Source organism: Solimonas sp. SE-A11, from assembly GCF_030345715.1.
Taxonomy (GTDB): domain Bacteria; phylum Pseudomonadota; class Gammaproteobacteria; order Nevskiales; family Nevskiaceae; genus Solimonas_A.
The window spans coordinates 86,969-99,659 of record NZ_JAUASX010000008.1 but is presented as its reverse complement, the minus strand read 5'-3'; the positions used below and the strand labels follow the sequence as shown (position 1 = coordinate 99,659).

The window sequence follows — 12,691 nt, the reverse complement described above, 5'->3', positions numbered from 1 at the left end:
GGGACGCCCTTGCCGGCGCCCCGCCCGGGTATCGCTTAGCCCAGACCGAAGGTCTTGAGCGCGTTGCCGGAAGTGATCTTGATGCGATCGGCCTCCGGGATGCCGGCTTCCTTGAACTGGCTGACGACCTGCGAGCGCGAGTTCGGCCAGCAGGTGGCCGGGTGCGGGAAGTCGGTGGACCAGTACAGGCAGTCCGGGCCGAAGTACTTGTAGCACTCGCTCAGGCCGCGCGGCTCGTACATGAAGGTGGCGCCGCACTGCTGGCGGAAGGTCTCCGACGGCGGGCGCTTCACTCCGGGGAAGGTGTAGTGCTGGTGCATGCGCGGATCGAGCAGCGACTCGAAGAACCACGGCAGCCAGCCCAGGCCCGGCTCCACGAACAGCACCTTGAGCTTGGGATACTTCTCCAGCGTGCCGGTGAGGATCCACATGCAGATGGTCTCCGCCAGCGGCGCCCAGGCCAGGCCGGTGAAGATGCCCTTCTGCGGGGTGGGGTCGCGACGGAACACGTCCCAGAGGTTCTTGTGCAGGTCCAGGTGATTGAGGATCGTCAGGCCCGATTCCTCGATCAGCGACCACAGCGGCGCGTAGCGCTTGTCGTAGAAGTCCGGCAGGCCTAGGTCCGAGGGGAACGGCGTGAGCTGCACGCAGCGCGCCTTCTTGTCGCGCGCCAGGCGCTCGACTTCCTTGATCGCGAAGTCGATGTCGTACAGCGGCAGCTGGTAGGCCGTCATCAGGCGCACGGGATCGTGCGAAGCGAAGTCGGCCATGGCGTTGTTGTAGCCCTGGAACACTTCCTTCCAGTTGTCGCCCATCAGGAAGGGATTGGCGATCTTGGCGCCGGCGAGTTCCGGGAAGATGACCTCGGCGTAGACGCCGTCACGGTCCATGGCCTGCAGCTTGGCGGCCGGCTCGAAGTGGCCGGGGTCCTTGGCGGCTTCCGGATCGACGAAGTCCTCCAGCTGCAGCTGCGGCTGGCCGCCACGCAGGACCTTGGCGGCGTATTCCTCGGCCTTCTTGTTGGCGTCGTCCCAGACGGCGTGCAGTTCCTTGCGCAGGCGCGCCTTGACCCAGTCATCCGTGAAATGGACGTGCGAGTCGACCGACACCAGCTTTTCCGTTGCTAACTCACCCATTTGACGCTCCTCCAGCTCTCATCGGCCGGCGGGACGCCAGCCTGTACGCCCCCAGCTTAGGCAGGGGGTCCGGAATGGCCCATAGCAAAATCTGACAACCTTCAAAGGCTCCGCAAAAACCTTGCGAATCAATGGTTACCGACCTGCCGGGTATTTTGTTGAGTCCAACTTACCGCCGCCCCGGCGGGGATGCCTGACTCGTTTGAGGTAGTGCCGCCCTCCGGCGCCGGGTTCAGCCCGGCCGCGTGGCCGCGTGGTACTCGCTGGGGCTCATGCCGGACCAGGTCTTGAGCGCCCGGGACAGTCCGTTGGACTCGGAAAAGCCGGCGCGCAGCGAGACCTCGCCCACCGGCAGGCCCTCGCGCAGCAGGCGCGCGGCCTCCTCGCGGCGCACTTCTTCCTTGAGCATGCGGTAGCTGGTGAACTGGGTGTCGAGCCGGCGGCGCAGGGTCTGGCTGCTGACGTGCCAGGACTCGGCCACCTCCTCGATCGAGGGCAACGCGCCCTCGGCCCGCAACTGGCGGCGCAGGCGCTCCTTGAGCAGCGAGCGGAAGGCCCGCTGCACCTCGACATGTTGGGCCAGGTCGATGCTTTGCGGCTCGATGAAGCGGCGCAGGTCTTCACGGCTGCGCACGATGGGACGATCCAGGTAGGCCACCGGCAGCATCAGCTGGGCACTAGGCCGCGAGAAGCGGCTCAGGCCGCTGAAGGCCTCGGCGTACTCTTCCAGCGGACCCGCACAGGGATGCGGAAACTCCACGGCGACCAGCGGGATCTCCTCGCCGATCAGCCAGCCGGCGAAGCGCGACCAGATCAGGAACCACCATTCCACCTGTACGCGGTGGCGGTCCAGCTCCGGGCGGGCGATGCTCATCGCCACCGAGGCGACGTCGGGATGCACGTGCAGGTCGAAGCCGATGTCGCCGGTCACGCCGGCGTAGTAGCGGAAGGCGCGGGCCAGGCCCTCGCCCAGCGAATTGGCGCCGACGGCGCTGTCGCACATGCGCACGAAGCTGCCGACCTCGCAGGGGTCCGCGGTGAGGCCACAGAACTCGTCCATCATCATCAGCTTGACGTTACGGGAGACGCGGCAAAACGTGGCCGAGTCGAAGCCAGCGACCTCGCGCAGCGCCTCGGGCGACAGCGCCACAGCCTGGCCGATCATTTCAGCGGGATAGCCATGAGCGGCCGCGCTGTCGATCATCGCCCGGGCATAGCGGTTGAGAAGACCGGATGTCACCACTGACTGCTCCTGGGTGATTCATCGCGCTTTGGCGATGCCTAAATGGCATCGCCTGCGATGAATCACGGGCGGCCATGGAGGGCCGCCCCGGGGCTGGATCAGGAGATGAAGTCCCGCCATGGACGGCGCCCCCATCTTATCTCTCTCCGGCTGGAGGAGGGGACTCGGGGCGAGGTATGTTGCGCTGGTGGTTACACACCTCGCCTCCGATTGAGGGCTCCCCCTCTCCCCTGCCCCTCTCCCACAAGGGGAGAGGGGAGAAAAAGCAATGACTTAGCCGACTTCAGCCGCCTTCCCTGTCGCCAGCGGACGGCCCTGCCCCTTGTAAAACCAGGCCCCCAGCGCCGGCAGCAGGCAGATGGCGCCAAGCATATTCACCAGGAACATGAAGGCCAGCAGGATGCCCATGTCGGCCTGGAACTTGAGCGCGGAGAACGCCCAGGTGCCGACGCCGATAGCCATGGTGATGGCGGTGAACACCGCTGCGGTGCCGCGCTGGCGCATGGCGTCGTAGAAGGCGCTGCGGAAGTCCACGCCCTCGTCCAGGGAGTGCTGGATGCGCTCGAACAGGTAGATGCCGTAGTCCACGCCCACGCCCACGCCCAGGGCCACCACCGGCAGCGTCGCCACCTTCAGGCCGATGCCCAGCACCGCCATCAGGGCGTTGCAGAAGATCGACACCATGGTCAGCGGCACGATGATGCAGATCACCGCGGCGAAGGAGCGGAAGGTGATCAGGCAGAGCAACGCCAAGGCGCCGAAGATGGCCGCCAGCATCGTCACCTCGGCCGAACCCACCGCCTCGTTGGTGGCGGCCATGACACCGACGTTGCCCGAGGCCAGGCGCAGGTTGACGCCCTTGGTCGGATTGGCGGCGATGAACTTCTTGATCTCCTCGACGGCATGGGCGATGACCGTGCCGTCATGGTTCTTCATGAAGATCAATACCTGGATCGCACGGCAGCTCTCGTTGTTCAGGCCCAGGTTGGGATCGAAGGCCTTGGAACCGGTGGACAGGCCGGTCTGCGTGCGCGGCAGCGCACGGTAGCGGGGGTTGCCTTCGTTGAACGCGGAGATCACCAGCTTGCCGATGCCGGCGACGCTGGTCACGGACTGCACGCCGTCGATGCCGCGCACGTACAGCTCGAAGCGGTCGATCAGGTCGACGACGTCGTAGTGCAGGCAGGAGTCACCCTCGAAGTCCTTGGCCTCGGCGATCACGGTCAGCACATCGGTGCCGATGTTGTAGCTGCTGTTGATGGCGCGATCGTCGTAGTTGTAGCGCGAGTCATGACGCAACTCGGGAACGCCCTTGCCGGAGTCACCGATCACCATCTTGCGCGAGGCCATGGTGGTGACCACCAGCAGCACGGCGCAGACGGCGAACACGATCAGCGCGGTGCGCGGCTCGGCGCAGCGCGCCAGCGCCTTCCACAGGCCACCCATCAGCGGCGAGGGGCCACGCAGCGAGTGCTGGCGGCTGGACTCTTCGAGCTTCACGCGGGTCAGGATGATCGGCAGGATCATCTTGTTGGTGACGATCATCAGCAGCACGCCGAGGCAAGCGGTGATGCCCAGCTCGTGCACGATGGGGATGTCGATGAACATAATCACCGCGAAGCCCAAGGCGTTGGTCAGCAGGGCCACGGCGCCGGGGATGAACAGCTTGCAGAAGGCGGCGCGCGAGGCTTCCACGGCGGTGGCCCCGGCCACCACCTCCTGGCGCCAGGCATTGGTCATCTGCACGGCGTGCGACACGCCGATGGAGAAGATCAGGAAGGGCACCAGGATCGACATCGGGTCGATACCGAAGCCGATCAGCGGCAGCGTACCGATCAGCCACAGCACCGGCAGCAGCGCCACGATCAGGGCCACTACGGTGAGGCGCACCGAGCGCGTGTACCAGTACAGCAGCGCCATGGTGATCAGGAAGGCGACGCCGAAGAAGATGAACACGCCGAGCAGGCCGTAGATGACGTCTCCGAGCAGGCGCGCGAAGCCGATGATGTTGACCTCGACGTTCTGGTTCTCGAACTTCTGGCGGATCTCGGTGAGCTTCTGCTGCACCTCCCAGTAGTCGACGCGCTGGCCTTCCTGGCCCTTGCTCGGGTCGTAGTCCTGCAGGTCGGCGCGGATCATGGCGCCCTTGAGGTCGTTGGCCACGATCAGGCCGATCTGGCCGGACAGCGCCACGTTCTTGCGTACCTGCTCCAGTTCCTCGGGCGTACCCGAGTACTTGGCTGGCACCACCGGCTCGCCGTTGAAGCCCTGCTCGGTGATCTCGATGTAGTAGGTGCTGGGCGTGAACAGCGACGACACCTTGGTGCGGTTGACGCCGGGGATGTAGAACACCTCGTCCGTGGCGCCCTGCAGGGCATCCATGAACTCCTTGTTGTAGATGTCGCCCTCGCCCTTCCAGCGCAGGTTCACCAGCAGCGTGTTGGCGCCGGAGAAATCGCGCATGTAATCCATCATCGTACGCATGTACTCATGCTTGATCGGGATCAGCTTCAGGAAGCCCGGATCGAGCTTGACGCGCGTGGCGCTGCCGGCGAACAGCACGGTGACGATGGCGAAGATCACCGCAAGAAGCTTGCGGCGGCCGATGAGGATGTCGGCGATGCCGCCGACGAATTTTTCCATCTTGCTGGCGTTGCTCACGGGGTGACTCCCTTCGGCTGCGCATTGAGTCCGCCCAGTTCGACGCCGCCCTCGCCGGCGGTGACGATGTCACCACTGGCCAGCGGCAGTACGGCGGTGAGGCTCTTCTGGTTGACGGGCGACATGCGGGTGAAGCTGATGCCACCGTCGCGCGAGACGAACACGGCGTTGCTGGCGCCGACCAGGATCACCTCGTTCTGCGCGGTAACCGCGCCCGAGAACAGCGACAGTGCCTCGGGAATCCTGCTCTTGGTCCAGGTCTGGCCGCTGTCGGTGCTGTAGTAGGCGTTGCCGCGCATGCCGTAGGCCAACAGGCCGCGGGAAGGCAGCGACAGGATGCCGAAGAAGGAGCCGGCGTAGACGCCGCCGTGGTCCTTCCAGGTGGCGCCCTTGTCCTTGGACTGCAGCAGCAGGCCGCGCTCGCCCACCAGCCAGAGGCTGCCGTCGGCGGCGCGCGTCATCCCGTTGAGGTGGCGGTCGCCGATGCCCTCGTCGGCCTGGCCGATGTTGGCGAAGGGATCGGCCCAGGGATCTTCCTCGGCCGGCGCGGCGGCTTCCGCCGCTGCCGGAGCAGCCGCGGCGGCGGCCGGGGCGGCGCCTTCCTCGGCGAGCTTTTCCTTGGTCCAGGTCTTGCCGCCGTCGGTGGAGGTCAGGAACAGGCCGAAGGAGCCGAAGGCGAAGAGCTTGCCGTCGTAGGGGCCGGCGAGGCCAAGCAGGGGGTCGCCCTCGGCGACGAACTCCATTTCCTTCCAGGTCTGGCCCTGGTCCTCGCTGCGCAGGATCCAGCCGTCATGGCCGACGGCCAGCACGGCGCCGTCGATGGACAGCACCTGGGTCAGCGTGGAGCCGCGCGGCTTGTCGACCGTGGCTTCGCGCCAGCCGGCCTTGCCGTCGTCGGAGATCAGGATGCGGCCCAACTCGCCCACGGCGACCAGGCGGGTGCCGGCGCTGGCGACGCCGTTGATCTGGATGCGGTCCGCCTGCACCTGCGTCGGCGCGAACGGCGGCGGCGGGCGGTGCGAGAACGCGTAAGCCGCAGCACCGGCCACGGCCACGGCGAACAGCACCGAAGGCCAGCCACTGCGGTAGGAACTCCTGACGGGCGTGGATGACTCCAGCGTCGACGTCATTCGATTCATGACGAACTTCTCCTCTTGTTTCAACCCGGTCTTTGCCGGGTGTTCCACATCAGCCCTGCGAGGACGGCGACACGCTGTACCGGGTGCCTGCCGCTTTCGCGCTAGCCGCTCTTCTTTGGAAACCTGTTGCCAGGTCTCAGGCGGCGATTTCGAACAGTGCGGCGGCACCCATGCCGCCGCCGATGCACATCGTGGTGACCACGTACTTCACGCCGCGGCGGCGGCCTTCGATCAGGGCATGGCCGACCATGCGGGCGCCGCTCATGCCGAAGGGATGGCCGATGGCGATGGCGCCACCGTTGACGTTGAGACGGTCATGCGGGATGCCGAGCTTGTCGCGGCAGTAGATGACCTGACAGGCGAAAGCCTCGTTGAGCTCCCACAGGCCGATGTCGGAAACCTTGAGGCCGTGCTTGGCCAGCAGCTTGGGAATGGCGAAAACAGGACCGATGCCCATCTCGTCCGGCTTGCAGCCGGCCACGGCAAAGCCGCGGTAGATGCCCAAAGGCTGCAGGCCACGCTCCTGCGCAGCCTTGCGGCTCATCAGCAGGGCGGCGGCGGCGCCGTCGGACAGCTGCGAGGCGTTGCCAGCGGTGATGTGCTTGCCGAGCTGCACGAACTTGCCGTCCTTCCAAACCGGCTTGAGGGCCGACAGGCTCTCGAAGCTGGTGTCCGGGCGGTTGCCCTCGTCTTTGGCCAGCGTCACCGTTTCCTTGGTGGTGGGATTGCCTTCCTTGTCGAACAGCTGCTTCTGCACCGTCAGCGGCACGATCTCGTCGTTGAACAGGCCGGCGGCCTGAGCGGCGGCGGTGCGCTTCTGGCTTTCCGCGGAGTATTCGTCCTGGGCCTGGCGGCTGATGCCGTAGCGCTCGGCGACGATCTCGGCGGTCTCGATCATCTGGATGTAGGCGGTGGGCTGCGCCGCCAGCACCGCCTCGGAGACGAAGCGGTAGGAGTTCTTGTGCTTGTTCTGCACCAGCGAGATCGATTCCAGGCCACCAGCGACGACGATGTCCTGCTCGCCCACCATGATGTTCTTGGCGGCGATGGCGATGGTCTGCAGGCCGGAGGAGCACTGGCGGTCCAGCGTCATTCCGGAAACCGTGTCGGGCAGGCCGCCGGTATAGGCGACCAGGCGGCCGAGGTTGTAGGCCTGGGTACCCTGCTGGGCGGCGCAGCCGATCAGCACGTCATCGACCTGCGCCGGATCGACCTTGGCGCGTTCCACCACGGCCTTGACCACGGCACCGCCCAGCACCGGGGCTTCGGTGTCGTTGAAGGCGCCCCGGAAGGCCTTGCCGATGCCGGTGCGTGCGACCGAGACGATGACTGCTTCGTTCATTACCAGTTTCTCCGGGGTTGCGGCCGGGTTTTGCCCGGCCACGCCTAAGGGGTCAGTGAACAACGGTACGCCCTGCCCGGGCGCCCAGCTTCACTCAAAAGTAGTAGCGGGAGATGGTGTCGGCGATGCAGGCCGGCTTGGCCTCGCCCTCGATCTCCACCGTCACGCGGATGGTGGCCTGCACGCCACCGTCCTTGGTGCGCTCGGCGGCGATCAGGTCACCCCGGCCGCGAATGCGCGAGCCGACCTTCACCGGCGCCGGGAAGCGCACCTTGTCGCAGCCGTAGTTGACGCCCATCTTCATGCGCACATCGACGATCTCCGGCAGGAAACGCGAGGCCAGCGACAGCGTCAGGTAGCCATGGGCGATGCAGCTGCCGAATGGGCCGTCCTTCGCCTTGGCGGCGTCCACGTGGATCCACTGGTGATCGTCGGTGGCATCGGCGAAGAGGTTGATGCGCTCCTGGGTGACCTCTACCCAATTGCTCACATCCAGCGGATTGCCGATGGACTCGAGGATGGACTCTGCGGTTTCGAAAAGGGTAGCCATGGAGTCGTTTTTATCAGGACCGCTGCGAGGAGGCGGAGATGACCTCGCCCACGAGATAGGAGGCGTATTCCGAGGCCAGGAAGACCATCACGTTGGCGATCTCGAAGGCCTCGGCACCGCGGCCGAAGGCCTCACGGCTGGCGAGCTCGTTGAGCAGGGCCTCGGGGGCGCTCTTGCGCAGGTGGTCGTGGAACACGATGGACGGCGACACGGCGTTGATGCGGATGCCGTAGTCGGCCGCTTCCAGCGCGGAGCAGCGCGTCAGCGCCATCACGCCGGCCTTGGCGGCAGCGTAGTGGGCCTGTTCCTTCTGCGCGCGCCAGCCCAGCACCGAGGCGTTGTTGACGATGGCGCCGCGGCCGCGCGGCTGCATCTTCTTCAGCACGGCGCGGGTCATGCGGAAGGTGCCGGTGAGGGTCACGTCCAGCACCTTGTTCCATTCCTCGTCGGTCATGTCGACCACGCGCTTGCTGCCGCCGAGTCCGGCGTTGTTGATCAGCACGTCGACACCGCCGAGCTTGTCCTCGGCCGCGTCCACCAGGGCCTGCACGTCGGCCTCCACCGCGACGTTGCCGACCTGGCCGAAGACCTGGGCCTGCGGGAACTCCTTGGCCAGGGCCTGGGCGGCCTCGTCGGTGCGGCGCGGGTGGATGTCGGACAGCATCAGGGCGCGTGCGCCCTCCTCCAGGCAGCGCTTGGCGGCGGCATAGCCGATGCCACCACCGGCGGCGGCGGTGATCAGCACCGACTTGCCCTTGAGCAGGCCATGGGCCGGCACGTAGGGCGGCGGGGCGGAGGGGGTCGCGGTCATGAACGGTCCTGTAGGAATTTCCAGTACCCGGAGTCTGCCCGCCCCGGACAAGGCCTAGCCTCGTGCGTAAAGACGAGGATTCACCATTCTGGTGCAACGTAAACCGGGCCAAAGGCCCGGTTTACGTTGGAAAATCAGGCCGGGCGCGGCTCGCGCGGCATCTGCAGGCCGCGCTCGGCGATCAGGTTGAGCTGGATCTCGTTGGTGCCGGCGTAGATGGTGTCGGCGCGCGAGAAGAAGAACAGCTGCTGCAGCGGGCGGATCACCGGGTCGTCCGACACGGTGTCGGCCTCGGGGCCCAGCACGTCTACGGCAAGCTTGCCCAGGTCGCGGTGCCAGTTGGACCAGTAGTACTTGTAGATCAGGGCCTCGCGGCCCAGCTGGGTCTGCTCGCCGGAGAGCATGCGCAGGGCGTTGTAGCGCATCACGCGCAGGCCGCACCAGGCCTGGGCCAGGCGCTGGCGCACCTGAGCGTCGCCGGTGCGGCCGGCCGCCTGCGCGGCCTGGACCACCAGCTCCAGCTCGTGCGCGAAGTGCATCTGCTGGCCCAGCGTGGACACGCCGCGTTCGGCCTCCAGCAGGCCCATGGCCACCTTCCAGCCCTCGCCGGGGGCACCGACGATGTGCTCGGCCTGCGCCACGGCGCCGTCGAAGAACACCTCGTTGAACTCCGAGCCGCCACCGAGCTGCTTGATCGGGCGGATCTCGATGCCCGGCTGCTTGAGCGGCATCAGCAGGAAGGCCAGGCCCTTGTTGCCCTTGCTGCCGGGCTCGCAGCGCGCCAGCACGAAGATCCACTCCGACTCGTGCGCCAGCGAGGTCCAAATCTTCTGGCCCTGTACGCGCCAGGAGCCATCGGCCTCCTGCCAGCAGCGCGTCTGCACGTTGGCGAGATCGGAGCCGGCATTGGGCTCGGAATAGCCCTGCGCCCAGAACTCGGTGCCGTCGACGATGCGTGGCAGGAAACGTGCCTTCTGCCGGTCGCTGCCGTAGCGGATCAGCGCGGGGCCCATCAGGCCCTCGCCGATGTGCCCCATGCGGCCGGGACCGCCGGCACGTGCGTATTCCTCGTGGAAGATCACCTGCTGCTGGATGCTCAGGCCGCGGCCACCGGCCTCCTTCGGCCAGCCCACGCAGGTCCAGCCGCCGGCAGCGAGCTCGCGCTCCCAGTCCTTGCGCAGCTCGGGAAAGGCCTCCTCGTCGCCGGGGCCACCACGGTGCTTCAGGGACGCGAATCGGCCGCTGAGGTGCTCACGCATCCAGCCGGCGACCTCGGCGCGGAAGGCCTCGTCCGGGTTGTTCGCGGTGGCCGGCGCGTCTTCCTGGGCCGCGGCCTCGATCACGCCTTCGGCGATGCGGGCACGCAGGGCATCGGCCGTGCCCAGCCAATGGCTGCTGGCCTGCGCGCGCTTGAAGTAGAGCTGCGGGTCGTACTCCCAGGTGAAGCCGACGCCGCCATGCAGCTGGATCGCTTCCTGCGCGCACCAGAACAGGCTGTCGGCGGCGAGCGAGCGCGCCATGCCGGTTTCCATGTCCAGCTTGCGCGTGTCGGCGCCGGAGGCGGCGACGGCCGCCGCACCCGCGACGGCGGAACGCAGCTCCTCCACGCGCACCATCATCAGCGCGCAGCGGTGCTTCACCGCCTGGAACGAGGCGATGACACGGCCGAACTGCTTGCGCGTGGCGGTGTAGGCCACGGTGAGGTCGAGGCAGGTCTGCGCGCTGCCGAGCTGCTCGGCAGCGATGTAGAGACGTGCCAGCGCGGCGGCACGGGCGATGCCGTCCGCGAAGCGCGAGGGCTCGTCGATGCGGTCGGCGGAGACGCCGTTGAGGTCCAGCCGCGCGAAGCGGCGCGTCTGGTCCCAGCCGTTGAGCTGCTGGATCGCCAGGCCCTCGTCGTCATTGCGCAGCGCGAAGAGGCCGTGGCCGCCGCCGGGGAGCTTGGCCGGCAGGAACAGCCAGCCGACATTGGCGCCGTCGGGCACGCGCGCGACGTGGCCGCTGAGCTTCCAGCCCTCGCCGTCCTGCACCGCTTCCAGCTCGGCGGCGGCATCGCGCCAGTCGAGGCTGCTGGGCAGCGGCGCGGTGGCGCTCAGGCTGCCTTCGGCGATGGCGCCGAGGAAGCGCTGGCGCGCCGCCTCGCTGGCGGTTTCCTGCAGCAGGTTCGCCGCCAGGCAGACCGTGGAGAAGAACGGCGCACAGAGCAGGCGTCGGCCCATCTGCTCCAGCACCAGCGTCAGCTCCACCGGACCCAGGCCCAGCCCACCGCAGTCCTCGGGGATCGCCAGCGCGCACCAGCCCAGCTCGGCGCCGATGCGCTGCCAAACGTCCTCGTCGTAGCCGGCGGCGCTTTCCATGGCGGCGCGCACGGCGGAGGAGGTGCTGACGTCGGCGAGGAAGTTCTCGGCGGCGTCGCGGATCAGGATCTGGTCTTCGGTCAGCGCCAGGTTCACGAGTGGGGCATCCGGCTAGGGGCTATAGGTCGATTATCACGGGCGCGAGGGCTGTGACTCTTCATCCAATGGGGTTAACGGCACCAGAAACGACAAAACCCCGCCAGAGGCGGGGTTTGTGTACTTCAGGGGCCTCAGGCTGCTTCCGCGAGACGCTGCGCGGCCTGCGCGGACCAGAAGTGCCGCAGGCGGCGCGCCGTGACGCCGGGCACCTCCACCATCGGCAGGTGGCCCACGCCGCTGAGAATCTTGACCACGGCATGCGGGATGGCGGCCTTGAAGGCGGCGGCGGCCGAGGCGTCGAGGATGCGGTCCTGCTCGCCCCAGAGCACCAGCGTCGGCACCTGGATGCCCGCCAGTTCCACCTGCGGGGTCTCGATCATGTGCGCGAACAGGTGCAGGTTGAGCGTGCGGCGGCTGGTGAACTGGCCGTACATCATCGGCGCCAGGGCCAGGGCCAGGCTGCTGCGGTTGCGCTCCATGGTGCTCTCCAGCAGCGCGATCACCTCCGACAGGCGGCCGGCGAGCAGGCCGTTGCGGCCCTCCGCCAGGCCCTGCTCGAAGGGGCTGGAGCGCTCACCATGCATGCCGGCGGCGTTCATCAGCGTCAGCGAGGCCACCAGGGAAGCGTGGCGCGCCGCCATCAGGCCGGCGATGGCGCCGCCCATGGAGCTGCCCACCACGTGTGCCGGGGCGCCGATGGTACGGCGCGCCCACTCCGCGACGCGCTCGGCCTGGCGGTCCAGGGTGTAGGACAGGCCATGGATGAACTGGCTCTCGCCCCAGGCCGGCAGGTCCAGCACGTAGAGGCGGTAGCGCTGCATCAGGAACGGCAGCATCAGCAGCCAGTTTTCCTTGCTGGAGGTGAAGCCGTGCAGCAGCAGCACCGGCTCGCCGTCGGTCTTGCCGCCTTCCATCCAGACCAGGCGGTGGCTGTCGACCACGGCGCTGCGCTTGCGCATGCCGGTGGCCAGGCGCTGGACCTCGCGCAGCAGCGGCCAGGCCAGCCCGGAGGGCTGCCATTGGCGCAGGGCGGCTTCATCGGGGCGTTCGGCTTTGTCCAGGTAGGCAGCGCGGACCAGCTCCAGCGCGGCCTGCTGCTCGGTGAGGCCCTTGGGACCCAATTTGGAAATACCCATTACCGGCCGGGTCGGAGACATCGCCGAGCGCAGGCTGGCCAGCACAGCGGCGGAAGGAAAACGGATCATCGGGCCTCCAGTTATATGGCAAAACAGCCGGCGCAGGCCTGGGTCCCCGCGGGCTACACGGACCTTAAAGAGAGGGTGACGCGGGCGTCATTGACTCGCCTGACATCAATCAATGTCACAGTAACCCAGGTTTCCACCCATAATGGTG

General features: G+C 67.3%; 9 protein-coding genes and 1 pseudogene. All 10 read right to left on the bottom strand.

Annotation, left to right across the window (positions count from 1 at the left end):
- Nucleotides 1-35: 35 nt before the first annotated feature.
- Nucleotides 36-1,136 (bottom strand): amidohydrolase family protein, encoded by a 1,101-nt coding sequence (locus tag QT386_RS10975; RefSeq protein ID WP_289273806.1) that lies wholly within the window; start codon nucleotides 1,134-1,136, stop codon nucleotides 36-38.
- Nucleotides 1,137-1,368: 232 nt separating this feature from the next.
- Entirely contained in the window at nucleotides 1,369-2,376 is a 1,008-nt protein-coding gene (locus QT386_RS10970; protein WP_289273805.1) for an AraC family transcriptional regulator ligand-binding domain-containing protein, read from the bottom strand.
- Nucleotides 2,377-2,652: 276 nt separating this feature from the next.
- On the bottom strand, nucleotides 2,653-5,022 hold the full coding sequence (locus tag QT386_RS10965) for an RND family transporter (RefSeq protein WP_301334272.1): 2,370 nt from the start codon (nucleotides 5,020-5,022) through the stop codon (nucleotides 2,653-2,655).
- 14 nt (nucleotides 5,023-5,036) lie between these two features.
- The gene (locus QT386_RS10960; protein ID WP_289273803.1) at nucleotides 5,037-6,179 is read right to left on the bottom strand and encodes a hypothetical protein; all 1,143 of its coding nucleotides are present in this window, start codon (nucleotides 6,177-6,179) and stop codon (nucleotides 5,037-5,039) included.
- Between the two features lie 136 nt (nucleotides 6,180-6,315).
- Nucleotides 6,316-7,521 carry an acetyl-CoA C-acyltransferase gene (locus tag QT386_RS10955; protein ID WP_289273802.1) on the bottom strand — a complete coding sequence of 402 codons (1,206 nt, stop codon included), beginning with the start codon at nucleotides 7,519-7,521 and terminating at the stop codon, nucleotides 6,316-6,318.
- A 94-nt stretch (nucleotides 7,522-7,615) separates the two neighbouring features.
- Nucleotides 7,616-8,071 carry a MaoC family dehydratase gene (locus QT386_RS10950; RefSeq protein WP_289273801.1) on the bottom strand — a complete coding sequence of 152 codons (456 nt, stop codon included), beginning with the start codon at nucleotides 8,069-8,071 and terminating at the stop codon, nucleotides 7,616-7,618.
- Nucleotides 8,072-8,084: 13 nt separating this feature from the next.
- Nucleotides 8,085-8,882 carry an SDR family oxidoreductase gene (locus QT386_RS10945; protein ID WP_289273800.1) on the bottom strand — a complete coding sequence of 266 codons (798 nt, stop codon included), beginning with the start codon at nucleotides 8,880-8,882 and terminating at the stop codon, nucleotides 8,085-8,087.
- Between the two features lie 134 nt (nucleotides 8,883-9,016).
- Entirely contained in the window at nucleotides 9,017-10,222 is a 1,206-nt protein-coding gene (locus QT386_RS23420; RefSeq protein ID WP_367401425.1) for an acyl-CoA dehydrogenase family protein, read from the bottom strand.
- A 12-nt stretch (nucleotides 10,223-10,234) separates the two neighbouring features.
- Nucleotides 10,235-11,335 (bottom strand): annotated as a pseudogene (locus QT386_RS23415) (acyl-CoA dehydrogenase family protein); the annotation flags it as partial.
- Between the two features lie 134 nt (nucleotides 11,336-11,469).
- Nucleotides 11,470-12,543, bottom strand: a complete 1,074-nt coding sequence (locus QT386_RS10935; RefSeq protein ID WP_289273798.1) for an alpha/beta fold hydrolase — start codon at nucleotides 12,541-12,543, stop codon at nucleotides 11,470-11,472.
- Nucleotides 12,544-12,691 lie beyond the last annotated feature (148 nt).

Bases quoted from the DNA above. Each gene is read 5' to 3' on its own strand.
- QT386_RS10945 (WP_289273800.1), bottom strand. From the start codon at position 8,882: ATGACCGCGACCCCCTCCGCCCCGCCGCCCTACGTGCCGGCCCATGGC.
- QT386_RS10960 (WP_289273803.1), bottom strand. From the start codon at position 6,179: ATGAATCGAATGACGTCGACGCTGGAGTCATCCACGCCCGTCAGGAGT.
- QT386_RS10975 (WP_289273806.1), bottom strand. From the start codon at position 1,136: ATGGGTGAGTTAGCAACGGAAAAGCTGGTGTCGGTCGACTCGCACGTC.
- QT386_RS10955 (WP_289273802.1), bottom strand. From the start codon at position 7,521: ATGAACGAAGCAGTCATCGTCTCGGTCGCACGCACCGGCATCGGCAAG.
- QT386_RS10965 (WP_301334272.1), bottom strand. From the start codon at position 5,022: ATGGAAAAATTCGTCGGCGGCATCGCCGACATCCTCATCGGCCGCCGC.
- QT386_RS10935 (WP_289273798.1), bottom strand. From the start codon at position 12,543: ATGATCCGTTTTCCTTCCGCCGCTGTGCTGGCCAGCCTGCGCTCGGCG.
- QT386_RS10950 (WP_289273801.1), bottom strand. From the start codon at position 8,071: ATGGCTACCCTTTTCGAAACCGCAGAGTCCATCCTCGAGTCCATCGGC.